The following is an 18,704-nucleotide window of genomic DNA, read 5'->3' on the forward strand; positions in this document are numbered from 1 at the left end:
TCGCAACAAACTCCGGCCGCGCGAACAACGCAGCCTTACCACTAATAGGCAGCGGGCTAAGGGTCCACAGCACCCGACGAGACGGGAGAACGCTGAGGCGTGGCAGAACACCGACGATGTCGGAAAGCCGGAGAAGGAACCGGAGTACCTGGTGGAGGCCGCACGTCATCGGCTGCTACTCCCCGACTCCCGGCAAGGCCGTGCGTGGGGTCTGGACGGAGGTGTCGGGAAAGGTGACCAGCCAGCAGACCCAACGTGTGGTGCTGAACCTGCAGGACTGGCGCGGCGACCTCAAAGTCGGCGAGACTGAGAAGGTAGGCAGCGCGTGGCTATCGAATACCGACTGACGCTGGCGGGCAACATCCCGTTGGAACAGGTGGCCGAACTCGTCGCCCCGGAGGGCGTCGAGGAGTCGACCCAGCCGGGCGATCCCCGACTGCTTGGCGCGGACCTTACGCACACGTCCGGGTACAGCCTCAGCATCTATGCGGGCAGCAACGGCTACTTCGATGCCGAAGACGACGACGGTTCCCAGTGGGAATGGGAACCCGACTCCTACGTCAACATCGTCTTCCACATGCCCAAGGACGACTCTCTGCGCGCCGCAACACCGAACATGGTCGCGGCCGTGGCCCGCGTACTCGCCGGCCGCCCCGAGGACGCCGCGCTGGTACTGAACGGCAACTGGCTGCTGCTCACCCGAGTCGCCGGGACCCTACGCAAACACCGGCCAGCCTGGTGGGACAACCACCTCATCACGATCAACACGATCTGACTCCCCCAGCCCGCCAGTGGCACGCGGTGCCGGTCAGCCGGTGAAGGAGCGGTCGAGGTGGTAGTGGTCCCACCAGTCCGGGCGGTAGGTGTGGACAACGCCGTCGGTTCGGGTCAAGAGAAGGTAGTTGCCGTCCTGCACCAGCGCCGCGTCCTCATCGCGGCCTGCGAGGACCCTCGTGACCGCCGCCATCATGTTGGGGATTCCCTTCTCGACGATGTCGTCGGCCCGCATGGAGAACGTCACGGAAACGTACGACGTGGGTGCCCATTCCCAGCGGGTCTCGCCGTCCGCTTCGGCCTCCCAATAGCCGTCCGTTCCGGCGCGGACGGTGATGGCGTAGCCGCGTTGCTCGTACAGACGGGCGGAAAAAAGGGCCGGGTTCGACGCTGGCCGTGGGACTTCGCGGGGGTCGGCAGCGGTGAGGGCAGCTACCTCTGCGACGGGCGGGTCGCCGGCCAGGACCAGGCGGAACTCCACGGCCATCAGGACGCCCTCTCAGTCTCGCGGACGATCTGACGGATCGTACCGTCGCGGGTGACCACCGCCAGTTCCTTCAACCCGCCGATCGGCCACTTGTCGAACTGCCGCCGCAAAGCCGCCACGTCACCCTCCCAATCCTTCAAGTTGAGCACCACCCGCTGCGTCTGCTCATCGTCGACCTTCTCCCGGACCTGACTCCACACGTTGCGCACCGACGTCCGGGCCTGCGGCGAGTAGCAGTCGAAGACGTGCCCCTCGATGAGATAGTCGGGGTCCTTGTCCGGGTTACCACGGTCACCGGTACGGTCACGGGCGTCGCCGACCTGCTGCCCCGTGGGATTCTGATGCACCCGGTAACCCTTGCCGGCAACGGTGTCGGCACAGTCGTTCTCCAACTCCAGAGCACGACGGGTGCTGTCGTCCGTCCTGGCTCCGACTCGGGTCCGCGGACCAGTCGGCGTGCCATTCTCGATCCCGGTGGCTTTCCTACCCCACGCCGGAAGATCGTCCTGTTGCTGCTCGGACACCACACGCGGCGCGTCGCCGGGGATCGTCGGCGCAGGGCTGGCCGGTAAGGGAGGACCAGCCCCGATCAGTTTCCCGACGACCCCAATCCCCGTGCCTGCCCGACCGCCGCTTCAGCAGCCTGCTGCACGGCGCCGCAACGCTGCACTACAAGCACCAAGACCTGCTTGACGCTGTCAAGAGACTGCAAAAGCGGACCCGGTTGTCCACCCCGCAGCACCGTACCGACGAGTTGCCGGGCCTGATCGACATGGCCGATCGTCGCGGCGGTCGCCTCGCGGGCACCCGCGATGGCCTGCTGCACCTGCGCCAGCGCGGCGATGGTCTCCTGCGGAGTGGCAGCCTCCCGAGGCACACTCGCGGCAGCGCGAGTCGCCTCACCCACCGTCCCGGCAGCCCCACTCAACCCCGCCTGGATAACGGAAATCGCGGCGCGAACCCCCGCCATCCCCGCCGCGACCGCCGCAAACCCGGCCCCGACAGCTCGGGCAGCGACCTGCTGGACCTGATGATCAGCCGCTGCGGTGAGGCTCCGCGCCCGATCCAGACCCGCAATCACAGCCCGCAACTCGCCGTCGATCTCCTCAATGCTCGACACGTCAATCACCCCGCGACCGAGAGAACAGACTCCGGACCCAGCAACCTACCCGGCCGCAAAGACTTCGAGCAGGTCCCGATCACCTGCCCACCCTGTGTCTGTGGGTTGGTCGAACACGCCGGCAAGGTCGTCCCACTCGCGCCAGGTTCGAGAACTGACCGGGCCGAGCAGGGCTGCCGGCCGCCCGGCGACGGTGATCGTCACGCGTTCACCCGCCTGCGCCCGACGAACCAGGTCGCTGGCGTTCTGCTGCATCTCCCGCAGGCCAACCTCATGCATATGCCCACCGTATGACAAGGGCTCGCTGCGGGCCCTGCTGTCCGGAGCGCGAGGATGTGTGGGTGACAGGACCAGACGAAGAGACGCAGGGCGGGGTTGGCTGGTTCTGCGTACGCTGCGTCTTTCGCTCGGGTGGCGACTCGGCGAGTCGGATGTACGAGGAGCGGCTGACGTTGTGGCGTGCCGAGGGTTTCGACGAGGCGATTGCCTCTGCCTGACCAGCCGGCGTGCACCCGGAGCAGCCGGATGAACCGTGTGGTCTCCTCGGGTGGCGCCTGGGCGGCAGGCCGCGTCCCATGGCCGACACAGTGCCCTGGCGAGCCGGCTCCGACTGCCATACTCCCTGGTGATCGGCCCGATCTCTGGAAGGCGCCTTAGCCCCGTCCTTTGTGGACATTACAGTGATGCCCCTGCGGCGGTGCGGCGAACTACAGTGACGTAGTTTTGGCGCTCAAGATCCCTGGGGAGGGCAACCGAGATGATGGGACCGTCGCACGCGCTGTCTGGCGCGGCGGTATGGCTGAGCGGGTCCTGGGCGCTACAGCAGTTCTACGACTACGAGCAGTCTCCGTTGGCTCTCGCCGTGGGCACCGCTGTCTGCGCGGGTGGGGCGTTGCTGCCCGACCTCGACCTGTCCGGCAAGGTGACCCGCAACAAGGGCGGCGCGACGGTGGCCCGTACCTTCGGTGTCTTCTCGCTGTTCATCGCCGAGGTGGTGGAGAAGGTCTCGCTGGGCGTCTACTACGCCACCAAGCTCAGCCGCGACCCGAAGCGCAACAACGGTCACCGGACGCTGACCCACACCATTCCGTTCACCGTGCTTGTCGGCTGGGGCACCACCACGCTGTGCGCGAGGTTCGGCAAGTGGGCGGTCATCGGCATCCTGTTCTTCATGATCGGTCTGGCGCTGCGCGGGCTGTTCGACAAGTGGGCCGAGCGGGCGGGCTGGCTCATCGTCACCCTGATCTCGGCCGGTGCGGCCGTGGTCACCGCCGCCAACCTGCCAGGTGATCGGGGGTACCCGCTGATCGGGCTGGCGGTCGGAGTGGGCTCCTTCGTGCACATCATCGGCGACATGATCACCAGAGCCGGGGTGCCGATCCTCTGGCCGATTCCGATCAAACGCCGAATGTGGACGCCGATCAGCCTGCCCGACAAGATCGCTCTGCGGGCCGGCGGGCGGACCGAGATGGCCATCGTCCGCCCCGCGCTGACCGTCATCTCGATTCTGGCCTCCGTCGGGCTGTTCGCGCCCTCCCTGCTGGACAAGTTCAACATCGACGGCTGAGCAGGCCCGGACGCCCACCCGCGCGCTGGTCAAGGCCCTCGCCGAGCGCAGCCTTTCATTCGTGGTTGCCTATTGACGGGGACGCGATCCGTCACATACGTTCGTCGAACCGCTTCGACTAACCGCTTCGACGGCGTACGCACGGCGGCCGGCTCACCACGGGGAGGTGCCGCGATGGCGACCATGCAGGACGTGGCGCGCCTGGCCCAGGTGTCGGTCAGCACGGTGTCGTACGTGCTGACCGGTGCCCGCCCGATCTCCCAGGCCACCCGGGACAAGGTGCTGGCGGCCATGGCGGAGTTGGATTACCAGCCCAACGCCATGGCGCGGGGGCTGGCCAGTCGGCGCAGTCGGATCGTGGGTCTGCTGCTGCCGATGGACGAGCGGGGCCTGGGGGCCACCGAGACCGCCTTTGTCACCGGCGCGGCGGCCGGTGCCAGCGCGGCCGGCTACCACCTGGTGCTCGCGCCCATCGGTGTCGGCGACCGCGACGAGCTGCGGCGGCTGGCCAGCCAGCGCATGTTCGACGGTGCGCTGCTGATGGAGGTGCAACTGCGCGATCCACGGGTGGACGTGCTGCGTGAGCTGGACGTGCCGCTGGTGCTGATCGGCCGCACCGCCGACACCACCGGATTGTCGTACGTGGACATCGACTTCGATCGGACGGTGGCGGAGGCGGTCGGTCACCTGGTGGATCTCGGCCATCGGCGAATCGTCTACGTCAACCACTCCGCCGGCACCATCGCCGAGGGCTACGGCCCGGCGTTGCGTACCCGCGACGCGTTCGCCGCCGCGATGGCCGCGCACGGCCTGGAGCCGCTGATGATCCCCGCCGAGGACAGTGCCGCCGGCGGGCGTACCGCCCTGGCCACCGCGCTGCGGCAGGCACCCGACCTGACGGCGATCCTCGCGATGAACGAGAGCGCCGTCTTCGGGCTGCTCGGCGAGCTGCACCGTCGGGGACTGCGGGTGCCGGACGACGTGTCGGTGATCTCGATGGTGACCTCGCCGCAGGTCGCCGAGCTGGCCACCCCGGCGCTGACCGCGATGAACTCGCCCGGTACGGCGCTGGGCCGCATCGCCATCGAGACGCTGTTGCGGCACGTCGACGGCGGTCACCGCGAGATTCACCAGCAACTGCTGCCCTGCGCGCTCCAGGTCCGCGGATCCAGCGGCCCACCGCGTACGGCAGGCACGGCGTACCCGGGCGCCGGTGGCCGCCAGCGGCCAGGCCCGGGCAGCAGGGCAGCTCGCCGCAGCGCTGCCACCGCACGGCGGCCCTGACGAAGGAACGGGCTCGACACACATCAGGCAGGAGCCGACAAGTGAAGTTCACCGACGGGTACTGGCAACTGCGTCCCGGCGTCACGGTGCTGCGACCCGGCGCGGTGGAATCGGTGGAGCCCGACGAACGCTCGTTCACCGTCTTCGCGCCCATCGGCCGGATCACCGGTCGGGGCGACACCCTCAACCGCCCGGTGGTCACCGTACGCTTCTTCTCCCCCGCGCCCGGGGTGGTCGGGGTGACCGTCGGGCACCACAGCGGTGGGCTGCCCAAGCAGCCCCGCTTCGTTCTCGCCGAGGACACGGATCATCCGGTGCAGGTCGAGGTGACCGGGCTCAGTGCGCGGTTGACCACCGGTGAGTTGACCGTCCGGGTGGCGCTGACCGGGCCGTGGCAGGTCGACTTCCTGCGCGGCGACCGGCTGGTCACCTCCTCCACCGAGCGCAGCATCGGCGTGGTCACCGACGCCGACGGTCAGAAGTACGTGCACGACCGGCTGGCGCTCGGCGTCGGCGAGACCGTCTACGGGCTGGGCGAGCGCTTCGGGGCGTACGTCAAGAACGGTCAGACGGTGGAAATTTGGAACGCCGACGGGGGTACGGCCAGCGAGCAGGCGTACAAGAATGTGCCGTTCTATCTCAGCAGCGCCGGCTACGGGGTGTTCGTGGACCACCCGGAGCACGTGTCGTTCGAGGTGGGTTCCGAGGTGGTGTCGCAGACCCAGTTCAGCGTGCCGGGGCAGTCGTTGACCTACCACGTGATCGACGGGCCCAGCCCCAAGGAGGTGCTGCGCCGCTACACCGCGCTGACCGGTCGCCCTGCCCGGGTGCCCGCCTGGTCGTACGGGCTGTGGCTGTCCACCTCGTTCACCACGTCGTACGACGAGAAGACCGTCACCGAGTTCATCGACGGGATGGCCGAGCGGGACCTGCCGCTGTCGGTGTTCCACTTCGACTGCTTCTGGATGCGGCAGTTCCACTGGGTCGACTTCATCTGGGACCCGGCGACCTTCCCCGACCCGGAGGGGATGCTGCGTCGGCTGCACGAGCGTGGCCTGAAGGTGTGCGTCTGGATCAACCCGTACATCGCCCAGCGGTCGTATCTGTTCGAGGAGGGACGGCAGGCCGGCTACCTGGTCCGTAACCCGGACGGGTCGATCTGGCAGTGGGACAAGTGGCAGGCCGGGATGGCGCTCGTCGACTTCACCAACCCCGACGCCGCCCGGTGGTACGCCGACAAGCTCAAGGTGCTGCTCGACATGGGCGTCGACTGCTTCAAGACCGACTTCGGGGAACGCATCCCGACCGACGTGATCTGGCACGACGGTGCCGACCCGCAGCGAATGCACAACTACTACTCCTACCTGTACAACAAGACGGTCTTCGAGCTGCTTGAGGCCGAACGCGGGACGGGTGAGGCGGTGGTGTTCGCCCGTTCGGCGACCGCCGGTGGGCAGCAGTTCCCGGTGCACTGGGGTGGCGACTGCGAGTCCACATTCGTGGCGATGGCCGAGTCGCTGCGCGGTGGGCTGTCCCTGGCCGCCTCCGGCTTCGGCTACTGGAGCCACGACATCGGCGGTTTCGAGGGCACCCCCGATCCGGCGGTGTTCAAGCGGTGGATCGCCTTCGGGCTGCTCTCCTCGCACTCGCGGCTGCACGGCTCCGGCTCGTACCGGGTGCCGTGGGCGTACGACGACGAGGCGGTCGAGGTGCTGCGGCGGTTCACCCGGCTCAAGTTGAGCCTGATGCCGTACCTGGCGGCGGCGGCCGACGAGGCGCACCGCGAGGGGATACCGGTGATGCGGCCGATGATCCTGGAGTTCCCGGACGACCCGACCACCGCCTACCTGGACCGGCAGTACATGCTCGGCCCGGACCTGCTGGTCGCGCCGGTGATGAGCCCCGACGGGCAGGTCACCTACTACGTACCGGCGGGCACCTGGACGAACCTGATGACCGGGGCGCAGGTCACCGGTCCGGGTTGGGTGAACGAGAAGCACGGCTTCGACACCGTGCCGGTGCTGGCCCGGCCCGGCGCGGTCATCCCGTTCGGCTCGGTCACCGACCGACCCGACTACCCGTGGGCCGACGGCGTCCAGCTGCGGATGTACGCCCCGGCGCAGGGGCAACGCACGCGGGTCCGGATCCCGTCGCCCGACGGCGGTCCGGGCACCGAGTTCGAGGTGCGCTACCAGGACGGGACGGCCACCGCCGAGGTGGTGGCCGGGGCCTCGTCCGGATACGGCTGCGAGGTAACGGAGGTGGCAACGTGAGCGAAGTGGTGTTCCCCCCGGGTTTCGTCTGGGGTACGGCCACGGCGGCGTACCAGATCGAGGGGGCAGCGAAGGAGGGTGGCCGGGGACCGTCGATCTGGGACACCTACAGCCACACTCCGGGACGCACCCTCAACGGAGACACCGGCGACGTGGCGGCCGACCACTACCACCGGTGGGCCGACGACCTCGACCAGTTGGCCGCGCTCGGCGTCGGGGCGTACCGGTTCTCGATCGCCTGGCCACGGGTGCAGCCCGGTGGCTCCGGGCCGGTCAACCAGGCCGGGGTGGACTTCTACTCCCGGCTGGTGGATCGGCTGCTGGAGCTGGGCATCCGGCCGGTGGCCACGCTGTACCACTGGGACCTGCCGCAGGAGTTGGAGGACGCCGGGGGTTGGCCGGCGCGGGACACCGCGGCACGCTTCGCGGACTACGCCACCGCGATCGTCGGGGCGCTGGGCGACCGGGTGCACACCTGGACCACGTTCAACGAGCCGTGGTGCTCGGCGTACCTCGGGTACGCCTCCGGGGTGCACGCGCCGGGGCGCACCGAGCCGGCTGCGGCGCTTGCCGCCGTACACCATCTGAACCTGGCGCACGGGCTGGCCGGCCGGGTGATCCGGGAGCTGGCGCCCGCCGCGCAGCTGTCGGTCACGTTGAATCTGCACGTGATCCGGCCGGCTTCGGATTCGGCCGCCGACGCCGACGCGGTACGCCGCATCGACGCGCTTGCCAACCGGGCGTTCCTCGGCCCGATGCTGGACGGGGCGTACCCGGCCGACCTGCTGGCCGACACCGCCGGGGTCACCGACTGGTCGTTCGTCCGTGACGGCGACGAGCGCACCGCGGCGGTGCCGTTGGACGTGCTCGGCGTCAACTACTACTCGACCACCCTGGTGCGCGCCTGGGACGGGGTGTCGACCAAGTCGGACTCCGACGGGCACGGCCGCTCGGCGCACTCGGCGTGGGTCGGCTCGGAGCAGGTGGAGTTCCTGCCGCAGCCCGGCCCGCACACCGCGATGGGCTGGAACATCGAGCCGGTCGGGTTGACCGAGCTGCTGCTGCGGCTGCACCGCGAGTATCCCGACCTGCCGCTGATGATCACCGAGAACGGTGCCGCCTTCCCCGATGAGGTCTCCCCCGACGGTGCCGTCCACGACGACCGCCGGGTCGACTACCTACGCCGCCACATCGCCGCCACCCACGACGCGATGACGGCAGGCGCAGACGTGCGCGGCTACTTCGTCTGGTCCCTACTGGACAACTTCGAGTGGGCGTACGGCTACGACCGCCGCTTCGGCATCATCCACGTCGACTACGACACCCAGCAACGCACCTGGAAAGACTCCGCCCACTGGTACCGCACCCTCACCACCACCAACACCCTCCCCTAACCCCCTCCCCACGGGCCCCGAGCCCGTCGATCTTGCACTTTCTGTCCCCGCAAAGGTGTTATTTCGCCCATCTCGGCGACCGAAAGTGCAAGATCGACGGGGCTGGGGGGTGGGGAGGGTGGGGTGGGAGGGGGGAGGGTGGGTTAGGCGGGGACGCGTTGTTCGGGGACGGAGAGGCCGTAGAGGGCCATGAGTTCGGGGGTGTCGACGCGGCTGCCGTCGGCGACGGAGTCGCAGGCGATGTCGACGATCTGGTCCTTGTGGGCCAGCAGGTAGGGGCGGGCACCGACGTCGGCGCTGGCCAGGGTGGCGATGCCGGCCCAGTGGCGGCGACCGAACAGCATGGGGTAGCCGCGCAGGCCGTTGTAGGTGGCGCAGACCAGCACGTCGGGGAAGGGCAGCGCGGTCACCCGGCGCACCGCGGCGGCGGTCAGTCCGGGCATGTCGACCGGGACCACCACCACTGCCTCGATCCGGTCGTCGTCGAGCCCGGCCAGGCCGGCGCGGATCGAGGAACCGACCCCGGTGCCCCACGCGCGGTTGACCACCACCGTGGCGCGGTCCAGGTCAGCGGTCTCGCGCACCTGGTCGGCCGCGGCACCGAGAACGACCACGATGGGCCCGCATCCCGCCTCGGTCAGCGTGTCGATCATCTGGTCGACCAGGGGTTTGCCGTCCTGGTGCAGCAGGGCTTCCGGGCCGCCGATGCGGCGACCACCCCCCGCGGCGATGATCATTCCTGCGATCCGGTTCAGAGCCGGGCTCCCTCCCACGTGGGGCGGCCTGGCCCCGGCCGTCCCCTTCCTGCGCACACCGATTGCAACGACTGGTGCCAAAGGAGGGTGGCGGGGCAAATCGCATAAATTGGGTATCCTTCGCCAATTGCTCCTCCGGCGGAGTGCTCCTAGCGCAACGTCGTGCCGGCTGTTCGTAATCTTGGCGATTCGCTCCGCGGGTCGACGGGGCTGGGAGACAGTGCGGGACAAGGGTTACCGCCCGCCGCCCACCCGATACCTGGAGGTTGACGTGAGTGACGTGTCGCCGCCCGAACCGGCCCGCAACGTCGTACTGGTGCACGGCGCGTACGCCGACGGATCGTCCTGGTCCGACGTGATCCCCATCCTGCAGCGGGCCGGGCTGAACGCCACCGCGGTGCAGAACCCGCTTACCTCGTTGGCCGACGACGTGGCCGCCACCCGACGCGCGCTCGACCGCCAGGACGGTCCGACCGTGCTGGCCGGTCACTCCTGGGCCGGCACCGTCATCACCGAGGCCGGTGACCACCCGAACGTCAGCGCGCTGGTCTACGTGGCCGCCCGGGCACCGGACGTCGGCGAGGACTACGCCGCGCTCGCCGCCAAGTATCCGACCCCACCGGCCAACGCGGGACTCGTCCACCATGACGGCTTCGCCCAGCTCAGCGAAGAGGCATTCCTCGCCGACTTCGCCGGTGGGGTGGACGAGGCCCGCGCCCGGGCCCTCTACGCGGTGCAGGGGCCGATCGCCGGTGACCTGTTCAAAGCCCGTACGACCACCGCCGCCTGGCGGGACAAACCCTGCTACTACTCGATCTCCACCCTCGACCGCACCACCGCACCCGAACTCGAACGGTTCCTGGCGCAACGGATGCACGCCACCACCATCGAAGTCGAGTCGTCGCACCTGGCGATGGTCACCCACCCCGAGGCGATAGCGGATCTGATCCTGAAAGCGGCGCAGGGCACGAAACAGCACAGCAGCAAATAGGGAGCGGGTCGGGCCTATCCGCCGGTGCTCACTGCCGGAGTCAGGACGACCTGCCAGGCACCGGTGACCTGCGCGGGTACGACCTCGATCCGTACCCGGTCACCGCGGCGCAGGTCGAGGTCGAAGTCACGCTTCCACTGGCCGTCCGCGTCGCCGTACATCTGGGCGCCGGTCAACTGGTAGTCCCACCACTCGCCCACGGCGACCTGCACACCGGCGACCTGTACGCGCAGCAGACCGGGTGTCTGGGAAACCATGTCGATCGACGTGACCGTCGGCCAGTCCAATTCCGTGCGTACCGGGCGGGTCGGGTCGTCCGGGTCCGACCGGATGACGATGACGTTCTGGCACACCGTCTCGCTGCACCCGGCCGGCCACGACGCCTGGTTCAGCGGGGTGAGCACGCCCGGCCGGGGCGGCAGCGGATAGTCGTCGAACGGCATCCGCGCGCCGATGGCGAGCCCGACCTCCCCGCGCTCGGGGACCGGCACCCCCATTTCGCCCGCGTCGCCGGATTGATAGGCACCGGTGATGGTCAGCACGACGGTGGCCGGTTGGCCGACCGTGACGCCCAGGCCCGCCCAGTCGGCCGGATGCAGGCTGCCGTCGTGGCACGTTCCGTCGGCGACGACCCGGCTTCCGACCCGCACCGTCCGCTCCACCGCGATGTTCTCGTCGACGCCGTCGCAGCGGGTGAAGATGACCAGGTCGAGCGTGGTCGGCACCACGGTCACCTCGACCTGACGCGCCGACAGCGGGGCACTGCGGGCGGCCACCACGCGGGCACCGTTCGCGTACTCCGGGAATCCCTCGATGGTCGGGGTCGGCGAGGGACTGACCGCAGGAGTGGGTGTCAGGTCCGGACGCAGTCCGGGGAGGACGAAGGTCACGGCCGCCGCCACGGCGACCCCGGCGGTGGCCCAGGCCGCGATCCGCCGCCGACGACGCGCGCGCACCTTGGCGCGTACGCCATGCAGCCGGGACCGGTGCACGGCCTGCTCGGCCGTTTCCCGGGAGCGTTCGTCGAGCACCCGCTTGAGATCGGTCAGGTTCATCGCGGCATCCCTTCCGGAGCCAGCGTTTCGTCCAGTCGCAGCTTGGCCAGCGCCCGGCTGGCCTGGCTCTTGACCGTGCCGACCGAGCAGCCGAGCGCCTCAGCGATCTCGTGCTCGGACAACTCCTCGAAATAGCGCAGCACCAACACGGCCCGCTGCCGGCGCGGCAGCCGCCCCAGAGCCCGCCAGAGCTGGTCGCGGTCGTCGAAGCCGGTCTGCGGATCCGCCGCCACCCTCACCTCGGGAAGCTCGGCCGTGGGCAGCTCTCCGCGCCACCGCCGCCGCCACCAGGAGGCGTACGTGTTGACGAGGATCCGCCGCACGTACGGCTCCGGGTCGCCGTCGATGCGCCGCCACGCCTCCCAGGCCCGCGCCAGCGCGGTCTGCAACAGGTCCTCGGCCAGCGTCCAGTCCCGAGTGAGCAGGAAGGCGGTACGCAGCAACCGCGATGACCGGGTCGCGACGAAGTCGTCGAAACCCTCCGGTGTGTTCACCCGTGCCCGCCCTTCCCCCGCAAGACGCCTCACCGGTAGTACCGGCCGCATCCGAGGAAAGGTTGCCTGGCACGGTGATCCGGTTCGCCACCCGGACCCCCGCACAGCCCGCGAGCTACCGCCCGTCGCGGCGGATGACGCGCCGCAGCCGGCGCTTCACGCCGCCGGCCGCCCGGTTCTTGAGCCGGGTGAGGACGTCGTCGGGCTGCTGCTCCGCCCGCTCGTCGAGGGTGTGGGCGTGGCCGAGCAGGTCGACGATGGTCTCGATGGCGACGTCGAGCAGGTGATCGTCGTCGACGGCATCCGGGGTGCCGGCGGGCGTCAGCTTCGCCGGCCGCAGGTCGTCCAGGTCGCCGACGATCTGGCAGGGGTAGTCGCGCAGTTCCTTGATCTGCGCCTCGGCCAGGTCCAGCACCCAGTCGGCCCGGTCCAGGCCGATGCCGAAGCGCTGCTGGCCGGCCCGCTGTTTGAGCACCGCGTCGACGAGGTGGCGGTGCACCACCCGTCGGTAGGGGGTGCGTAGCGGGTAGCGGTCGCCCAGCTTCCGGTTGACCCGGCGCAGCAGTTCGATCTCGGCGGCGCCCAGTGACGGGTTCGCGGCCGGTACGGTCAGCTCGCACCGTCCGTCGTCGATGCCGACGATGCCGGCGAAGCGGTGCCACAGCACCTCGGGCGGGGCACCCGGTGCCGGCACGGTCACCAGATGTCGTCGTTGTGCGGGCACCAGGTCACCCCAGCGGCGCAGCATCCGTACCGCGGTGTGGTTCTCCCAGAAGACCTCGCACCGGCCCTCTTCGACCGCCCGCAGGAACTCCTCGAAACGCCATCCGCTGCGGGCCCGCACGCTCTGCTGCCAGAACGACGGGAAGGTACGCCACAGGTCACGTCCCACCACGATGACGTGGATCTCGCCCGCGCCGAGACTCGTCACCGCCCGGGCCGCCTGCTCGCCGGTGGCCGCGCCCAGCCCCTCGTTGCTGATGATCACGTCGCCGGGCCACTGCCGGGCCTTCTCGGCCAGCCGATCCCAGGTCCAGTACACCTCGGGGTCCCGCCACGGTGCGGCCCGCAGGTCGGCCATCGCCTGGTCCTGCGCCACCGCGCTGCCCGGCAACAGGATGCCCGTCTGCGCCAACCGGTCGCGGTTGCTCCAGAGCACGTTCTGCACATAGGTGCTGCCGGTCTTCGGCGCACCGATGTGCAGGTACACGCGTCTGGCCATGCCGCCTCCTTCACCATGTCGATCGCGGTGGTCAGGTTGGCAGCCGGACATGAACAACACGCAAAGCGTGGGTGCGTCGGTTTGCTCAGGCCGCGTCGCCGTAGCACTCGACGATCGACAGGTCGAGCGGGAACCGCACCGGGGTGTCACCGAACAGCAGCACGGTGGCCCGTCGACCGGCCCGCTGCACCGCCTCGGCGACCCGCTCGGCCTGCTCGGCCGGGCAGTGCACGATGACCTCGTCGTGCTGGAAGAAGACCAGCTCGGCCTCGGTGCCGGCCAGTTCGCCGCGGAGCACCGCCAGCAGCGTCGAGGCCCACTCGGCGGCGGTGGCCTGGATGACGAAGTTGCGGGTGAACCGACCCCGCGACCGCGCCGCCCGGGCCCGGGGCGACTGCGGGTCGCCGGCCGCGTCCGGATCGGCCACCCCCTCGTCGGTGGCGAACCCCGCCGAACCCGGCGGGCAGGTACGCCCCAGCCACGAACGCACCAACCCACCCGCCTCACCGGTACGCGCCGCCGCCTCGACGTAACCGAACGCCGTCGGATAGTTGCCCCGCACCCCCGCCAGCGCCGGCACCGCCTCCCCGCCGGTCTGCCCGTACATCGCGCCGAGCAGGGCCAGCTTGGCCCGACCCCGGTCGCCGCCGAACGCGTCCCGGGCCAGCGCCTGGTAGAGGTCACCGGTCGCGCCGGCGGCGGCCAGCCGGGCGTCACCGGAGACCGCAGCGAGCACCCGGGGCTCCAGTTGGCCCGCGTCGGCCACCACGAACCGCCAGCCCGGGTCGGCCATCGCCGCCCGGCGGATCACCTTCGGGATCTGCAACGCGCCACCGCCGCGGGTGGCCCACCGGCCCGACACCACCCCGCCGGGCACGTACTCCGGCTGGAAGCGGCCGTCACGGACCCAGGCGTCCCGCCAGGCCCGGCCGTGCGCCGTCCAGATCCGGTACAGCTCCTTGTATTCCAGGACCAGTGGCACCGCCGGGTGGTCGACCCCGCGCAGCACCCAGGACCGGGTGTTGGGCAGGTCGATGCCGGCACGGGCGAACGCCCGCAGCAGCTCGGCCGGGGAATCGGCGTGCACCTGTCGTACGCCGAACGCCTCGGCGATCTGCGCGGCGAGGTCCGCCAGCCGGCGCGGCGGGCCACCCACCGGGGAGGGCTCCCCGAGCAGTTCGGCCAGTATCGCGTCGTGCACATCGGCCCGCCAGGGCAGCCCGGCCGCCCCCATCTCGGCGGCGATCAGCGCGCCGGCCGACTCGGCGGCCACCAGCAGGCGGAACCGGCCGGGATGCCCGGTGGCCGCGATGCGGTCGAGCTGGTCGGCGTACACGCGGGTCAACGCGGTGATGCCGGGGCCCGGCGGCCCGGGCACGGCGTCGAAGAGTGCGGCCTGCCCGGCCCCGGGTGGGGCGGGGGCACGCGGCGGCGGATCGGGTGGCACCGGTGCGCCGGTCAGCCGGGCCCAGGCCGCCGCCAGGGAACGCGGCTCGCCCCAGCGGCCGGCGTGGCCGAGCAGCAGCGACTCGGTCAGCTCGACGTCGTGGCAGCGCTCGACCCGGACCCCGGCGCGCAGCAGGGTGGGGGTAGAGGGTCGCGCCGCAGGCCCAGACCCAGCGGGGCCGGTCGGCGGCCTCCCGTGCGGCGACGGCGGCGGCGAGGTCGGTGACGGGTTCGGGCGGGCGGGCGCACTGCCCGTCGGCGCGCAGCGGGCACAGCACGCCCGCACCGCCCTCCCCCGCCACCACCGCGACCAGCACACCCCCATCCTGCCCGTACCCACCGACACGCTTGCGCGTCTCGGTCCGTCCGGGAGGTGCTAAGGGATCACCACACGCAGGGCTGCGTGTGGACCTTCACGTTCGTCACGATCCCGGGCCAGTACGTGTCCTGCCCGTTGCCGGGGGTGAGACAGATGGTGAAGGGGCCCCACGGCGAGTCATGCTGCCAGCGGAAGGTGATGTCGACGTTGCGGGAGGTGTTGTTGTAGAACAGGTATCCCGGGATCTCGCCGGACCAGTCGGTGTTGGTCGTCAGGGCCGGCGTCATCCATTCGTTCCATTCGGGCCAGAGGCAGAACACGCCCTGCGGGCAGTTCCCGGACGGCCACATTCCGTCTGAGGCCTGGGCGGGGGCCGCCGAGGCGGGCGGGGCGGTGGCCAGCACGCCTGCGACAGCCGCGGCGACAGCGAGGGACTTGAGCATGGTCTTCAGCACGATTCACCTACTTGTCGTAGTGGGGATTCACCGGCAGTTGCGCGTGTGGAAGACCACCCTCGTCACGGTCATCGGCACGTACAGGTCCGCGTCGCCAGGGGTGGCGCAGACGGTGCCGGCGTAGGACGTCCCCGGCAGGTACCAGTCGATGTCGACGTTGCGGGAGGTGTAGTTGTAGAAGTTGAACACCGTGACGCTGCCGGACCAGTCGGTGGTGGTCACCAGGGAGGGCGTCGCGGTGGGCCCCTCCGGCGGGTGGTCCCAGTTGGGCCAGCCGCAGAACGTGCCCGGCAGGCAGTTTCCGGGCAGATATCTCCCCCACCCCGACTCGGCGGTTGCCGCCGAGGCGGGCGGGGCGGCGACCAGCACGCCTGCGACGGCCGCGGCGGCAGCGAAGCGTTTGAGCATCCTTCACCTGCTTTCCGTGAGACAAGTATCGATGCCCATCGAACTTACTCGTTAAGATATTGACGAGTCAAGAACCTGGTGTGATCCGCTTACCGACAGCGAAGAGCGCCACGACCTGACCGCGTTCGCGTCAGGTGACCCACGACGGGACGATCTGAGCCAGCCAGCTCGGGGCGGTCAGGGTGCGGATCGCCGTGATGACACCGCCGGTGACCGTGAAGGCCATGACCGTGACAGGCCGCCGTTCGACGGTGACCAGGACACCTGGAACGCCGTCCACGATCGCCGGATGCACCCGGGCGTCCGGGCGCGCGAACATCGTCGCTCGGCCCGCCACCACAGACGCGCCACGCACGACGACGTTCAGTTCGGGGCCGCGTGCCCGCATCTCGACGTCGGGGGCGAGGACGGCCAGCAGTGCGGCGACGTCACCCCTGCCCGCCGCCGCGAAGAACGCCTCGACGATGTCCCGGGCTGCGCTCTGAGAACCTGCCGGCGGCACACCGAGCCGCAGCCGTCCTCGGGCCCGGCTGGCGAGCATCTTGGTGGCGGCGGTGCTGCGGCCGAGGATGGCCGCGATCGACTCGAACGGGATCTCGAAGACGTCGTGGAGCACGAACGACACCCGCTCCGCCGGAGTGAGGGCGTCCATCACGACGTACAGCGCAAGGCCGACGGACTCGGCCAGCACGGCTTCTTCCTCCGGGTCCATGCGTGGGCCCGTCACCGCCTCCCACGGCAGCGAGCCGAGCTCGAACTCGAGCGGCTGCTCGCCTCGGACCCTGCGCTTGCGTAATGCGTCCAGACAGATCCGGGTGATCACCGTGGTGAGCCAGCCACGCAGGTGCTCGATCTCATCTCCACCGGTGCGGGCCAGCCGCAACCACGCCTCCTGAACGGCATCGTCCGCGTCCGCAGCCGAGCCGACCATCCGGTACGCAAGCGCGTGCAGGTAGCAGCGGTGGCTGTCGAACTGCGCGGCGAGCTGTTCTTCCTCGGTCACGGTTCTCCTCGGCGGACGGCGGCGTCACCACCATGACGTGGCGCACGCCGGTGAGGTAACGCCGGAGCCGGTGTTACCTCCCACCCCGGCCAGACGTCGTAGTGCCGTCCATCGACGATCCGACCACCTGTTCCTGGAGGAGACATGACAGCACGTATCCAGAACGCGGCGAGCCAACCCGACCTCACCGCCGGGATTCAGCAACTGTTCAAGCAGGTGTACGCCGGCGGTGTGCCGCGTCACACGCTGGAGTTGGTGCACCTGCGAGTGAGTCAGATCAACGGCTGCAGCGCCTGTGTCGACGCCGGTGCCACAAGCGCGGCCAAAGCCGGTGTCCGCCACGAGAAGCTGCTCACCCTCGCCGCCTGGTACGACAATCCGCTCTTCGACGACGCCGAGCGGGCCGCGTTGGCGCTCGCCGAGGCCGCAACCCGGCTCGCCGACCGACCTGGCGCGGTCACCGACGACATCTGGGCCGACGCCGCGAAGCACTACGACGAGCGGCAGCTCGGGGCACTGGTGCTGATGGTCGGCATCACCAACCTTTTCAACCGCATCAACACCACCCTCCGGGTCCCCGCCGGGACAAGCTGGGACTGACACCGGCCGCCAGTGCGGAACCGTTTCGGCGGAATGGCGGTCTTCCGCCCGTGCAGAACCCGCCATTCCGCCGAAACGGAGTTGATCAACCAAGTCCCGTTACTTGCTCACGCCGGCGGTGAGGCCGGACTGCACCTGACGCTGGAAGACGATGTAGACGATGAGCACCGGCAACATCGCCATGGTGACCCCGGCGAACAGGCCGGACCAGTCGGACTTGTAGCCCTGGTTGACCGAGAGCTCGATCAGGCCCTGGGAGATCACCTGGTTCTTCGGCTCGCCGGCCACCGACTGCATCAGCAGGGTCGGCAGGTACCACTGGTTCCACTGGCCGAGGACGTTGAAGATGCCGATGCTGATCAGGCCGGGCTTGGCCATCGGCAGCATGACGCTGAAGAACATCCGGCTGTGCGACGCCCCGTCGACCAGGGCCGCCTCGGCGATCGCGTTCGGCAGGGTACGGAAGAACGAGTGCATGAAGAAGACGGTGAACGCCAGCGACCAGGCCACGTAGACCAGGATCAGCATGAGGTGCTTGTTCGGGCCGAGGAAGGGCAGCGTGACGCCCATGTTGTAGACGCCCTTGAACAGCGGCACCGCGGCCAGGTAGACCGGCAGGGTCAGCCCGGACAGGAACATGTAGTAGATCAACCGGTTGCCGGGGAAGTCGTAGCGGGCCAGCACGTAGGCGGCCATCGAGCCGAGCAGCATGGTGAGGAAGACGCTGCCGGTCAGCACCAGCACGGTGTTGAGGAAGAAGTCGCCGATGTGGCCCTCGGTCCAGGCCCGGGTGAAGTTGCCCCACTGCAACGTCTCGGGGAACAGCGACAGCGGCTTGCGGATGACCTCCGAGTCGGTCTTGAGCGCCGACATCACCACCCACAGCAGCGGGTAGACCACCATGATCGCCCAGACGGCCAGGAAGAGATGCGAGAAGCCGTTGAAGATCTTCGCCCCGGCGCGGCTGCCGCCGACGGCGGTGCGTGGGCCCGGCGTACGGTCCGGCGGTGGGGCCTGGTCGGACCCGGCCGGGGTGTGGGTCACCGTGCTCATCGTC

At 69.8% G+C, this 18,704-nt stretch carries 20 protein-coding genes and 2 pseudogenes; 9 read left to right on the plus strand and 13 right to left on the minus strand.

What is annotated here, in order from left to right; genetic code table 11:
* Positions 1 to 67: 67 nt before the first annotated feature.
* Both VAB18032_RS32965 and VAB18032_RS20470 read left to right on the plus strand, forming a co-directional pair.
* Positions 68 to 293, plus strand: a pseudogene (locus tag VAB18032_RS32965) (CdiA C-terminal domain-containing protein); the annotation flags it as partial.
* Between the two features lie 32 nt (positions 294 to 325).
* Positions 326 to 775 (plus strand): SitI3 family protein, encoded by a 450-nt coding sequence (locus VAB18032_RS20470; protein WP_013734817.1) that lies wholly within the window; start codon positions 326 to 328, stop codon positions 773 to 775.
* A 33-nt stretch (positions 776 to 808) separates the two neighbouring features.
* Here VAB18032_RS20470 and VAB18032_RS20475 read toward each other — a convergent pair whose 3' ends face one another.
* The 4 genes from VAB18032_RS20475 to VAB18032_RS20490 all read right to left on the minus strand — a co-directional run bounded on the left by VAB18032_RS20475 (position 809) and on the right by VAB18032_RS20490 (position 2,660).
* On the minus strand, positions 809 to 1,261 hold the full coding sequence (locus tag VAB18032_RS20475; RefSeq protein WP_013734818.1) for a SitI3 family protein: 453 nt from the start codon (positions 1,259 to 1,261) through the stop codon (positions 809 to 811).
* Positions 1,261 to 1,659 (minus strand): CdiA C-terminal domain-containing protein, encoded by a 399-nt coding sequence (locus VAB18032_RS20480; protein WP_043725171.1) that lies wholly within the window; start codon positions 1,657 to 1,659, stop codon positions 1,261 to 1,263. The genes VAB18032_RS20475 and VAB18032_RS20480 overlap by 1 nt, the downstream gene beginning before the upstream one ends.
* 191 nt (positions 1,660 to 1,850) lie before the next feature.
* Entirely contained in the window at positions 1,851 to 2,381 is a 531-nt protein-coding gene (locus VAB18032_RS20485; protein ID WP_043725174.1) for a DUF6244 family protein, read from the minus strand.
* Between the two features lie 45 nt (positions 2,382 to 2,426).
* Positions 2,427 to 2,660: a type II toxin-antitoxin system Phd/YefM family antitoxin gene (locus VAB18032_RS20490; protein WP_043721400.1), complete on the minus strand. Its 234-nt coding sequence runs from the start codon at positions 2,658 to 2,660 to the stop codon at positions 2,427 to 2,429.
* A gap of 62 nt (positions 2,661 to 2,722) precedes the next feature.
* Between VAB18032_RS20490 and VAB18032_RS32140 the strand changes: the two genes are divergently transcribed.
* From VAB18032_RS32140 to VAB18032_RS20510, 5 genes are all read left to right on the plus strand, one after another.
* On the plus strand, positions 2,723 to 2,878 hold the full coding sequence (locus VAB18032_RS32140; protein ID WP_157626873.1) for a hypothetical protein: 156 nt from the start codon (positions 2,723 to 2,725) through the stop codon (positions 2,876 to 2,878).
* 260 nt (positions 2,879 to 3,138) lie between these two features.
* Positions 3,139 to 3,948, plus strand: a complete 810-nt coding sequence (locus VAB18032_RS20495) for a metal-dependent hydrolase (protein WP_013734822.1) — start codon at positions 3,139 to 3,141, stop codon at positions 3,946 to 3,948.
* Positions 3,949 to 4,122: 174 nt separating this feature from the next.
* A complete protein-coding gene (locus VAB18032_RS20500; protein ID WP_013734823.1) occupies positions 4,123 to 5,232 on the plus strand; it encodes a LacI family DNA-binding transcriptional regulator in 1,110 nt (369 codons plus the stop codon).
* A 41-nt stretch (positions 5,233 to 5,273) separates the two neighbouring features.
* Positions 5,274 to 7,505: an alpha-xylosidase gene (gene yicI / locus VAB18032_RS20505; protein WP_013734824.1), complete on the plus strand. Its 2,232-nt coding sequence runs from the start codon at positions 5,274 to 5,276 to the stop codon at positions 7,503 to 7,505.
* On the plus strand, positions 7,502 to 8,899 hold the full coding sequence (locus VAB18032_RS20510) for a GH1 family beta-glucosidase (RefSeq protein ID WP_013734825.1): 1,398 nt from the start codon (positions 7,502 to 7,504) through the stop codon (positions 8,897 to 8,899). The genes yicI and VAB18032_RS20510 overlap by 4 nt, the downstream gene beginning before the upstream one ends.
* A 143-nt stretch (positions 8,900 to 9,042) precedes the next feature.
* Here the strand turns inward: VAB18032_RS20510 and VAB18032_RS20515 are convergent, their stop codons facing one another.
* Complete coding sequence (locus VAB18032_RS20515) at positions 9,043 to 9,636, minus strand: nucleotidyltransferase family protein (RefSeq protein WP_013734826.1); 594 nt, start codon at positions 9,634 to 9,636, stop codon at positions 9,043 to 9,045.
* 289 nt (positions 9,637 to 9,925) lie between these two features.
* Here VAB18032_RS20515 and VAB18032_RS20520 point away from each other — a divergent pair, with 289 nt between their 5' ends.
* Positions 9,926 to 10,645, plus strand: a complete 720-nt coding sequence (locus tag VAB18032_RS20520) for an alpha/beta fold hydrolase (RefSeq protein ID WP_013734827.1) — start codon at positions 9,926 to 9,928, stop codon at positions 10,643 to 10,645.
* 14 nt (positions 10,646 to 10,659) lie between these two features.
* Here the strand turns inward: VAB18032_RS20520 and VAB18032_RS20525 are convergent, their stop codons facing one another.
* The 7 genes and pseudogenes from VAB18032_RS20525 to VAB18032_RS20555 form a co-directional block, all read right to left on the minus strand.
* Positions 10,660 to 11,700, minus strand: coding sequence for a hypothetical protein (locus tag VAB18032_RS20525; RefSeq protein WP_013734828.1), 1,041 nt, complete (start codon positions 11,698 to 11,700; stop codon positions 10,660 to 10,662).
* Positions 11,697 to 12,194, minus strand: a complete 498-nt coding sequence (locus VAB18032_RS20530; RefSeq protein WP_013734829.1) for a SigE family RNA polymerase sigma factor — start codon at positions 12,192 to 12,194, stop codon at positions 11,697 to 11,699. The genes VAB18032_RS20525 and VAB18032_RS20530 overlap by 4 nt, the downstream gene beginning before the upstream one ends.
* Before the next feature lie 115 nt (positions 12,195 to 12,309).
* Positions 12,310 to 13,416 carry a hypothetical protein gene (locus VAB18032_RS20535; RefSeq protein WP_013734830.1) on the minus strand — a complete coding sequence of 369 codons (1,107 nt, stop codon included), beginning with the start codon at positions 13,414 to 13,416 and terminating at the stop codon, positions 12,310 to 12,312.
* Between the two features lie 85 nt (positions 13,417 to 13,501).
* Positions 13,502 to 15,179: pseudogene (locus tag VAB18032_RS20540) on the minus strand (bifunctional 3'-5' exonuclease/DNA polymerase).
* 67 nt (positions 15,180 to 15,246) lie between these two features.
* Positions 15,247 to 15,636 (minus strand): hypothetical protein, encoded by a 390-nt coding sequence (locus VAB18032_RS20545; protein ID WP_013734832.1) that lies wholly within the window; start codon positions 15,634 to 15,636, stop codon positions 15,247 to 15,249.
* A 27-nt stretch (positions 15,637 to 15,663) separates the two neighbouring features.
* Entirely contained in the window at positions 15,664 to 16,044 is a 381-nt protein-coding gene (locus VAB18032_RS20550; RefSeq protein WP_013734833.1) for a hypothetical protein, read from the minus strand.
* Positions 16,045 to 16,174: 130 nt separating this feature from the next.
* Positions 16,175 to 17,047 carry a sigma-70 family RNA polymerase sigma factor gene (locus tag VAB18032_RS20555; protein ID WP_013734834.1) on the minus strand — a complete coding sequence of 291 codons (873 nt, stop codon included), beginning with the start codon at positions 17,045 to 17,047 and terminating at the stop codon, positions 16,175 to 16,177.
* Between the two features lie 144 nt (positions 17,048 to 17,191).
* Between VAB18032_RS20555 and VAB18032_RS20560 the strand changes: the two genes are divergently transcribed.
* A complete protein-coding gene (locus VAB18032_RS20560) occupies positions 17,192 to 17,647 on the plus strand; it encodes a carboxymuconolactone decarboxylase family protein (protein ID WP_013734835.1) in 456 nt (151 codons plus the stop codon).
* Between the two features lie 99 nt (positions 17,648 to 17,746).
* Here the strand turns inward: VAB18032_RS20560 and VAB18032_RS20565 are convergent, their stop codons facing one another.
* Positions 17,747 to 18,700, minus strand: a complete 954-nt coding sequence (locus VAB18032_RS20565) for a carbohydrate ABC transporter permease (RefSeq protein ID WP_013734836.1) — start codon at positions 18,698 to 18,700, stop codon at positions 17,747 to 17,749.
* Between the last annotated feature and the right edge of the window lie 4 nt (positions 18,701 to 18,704).

The organism is Micromonospora maris AB-18-032 (assembly GCF_000204155.1).
Taxonomy (GTDB): Bacteria; Actinomycetota; Actinomycetes; order Mycobacteriales; family Micromonosporaceae; genus Micromonospora; species Micromonospora gifhornensis.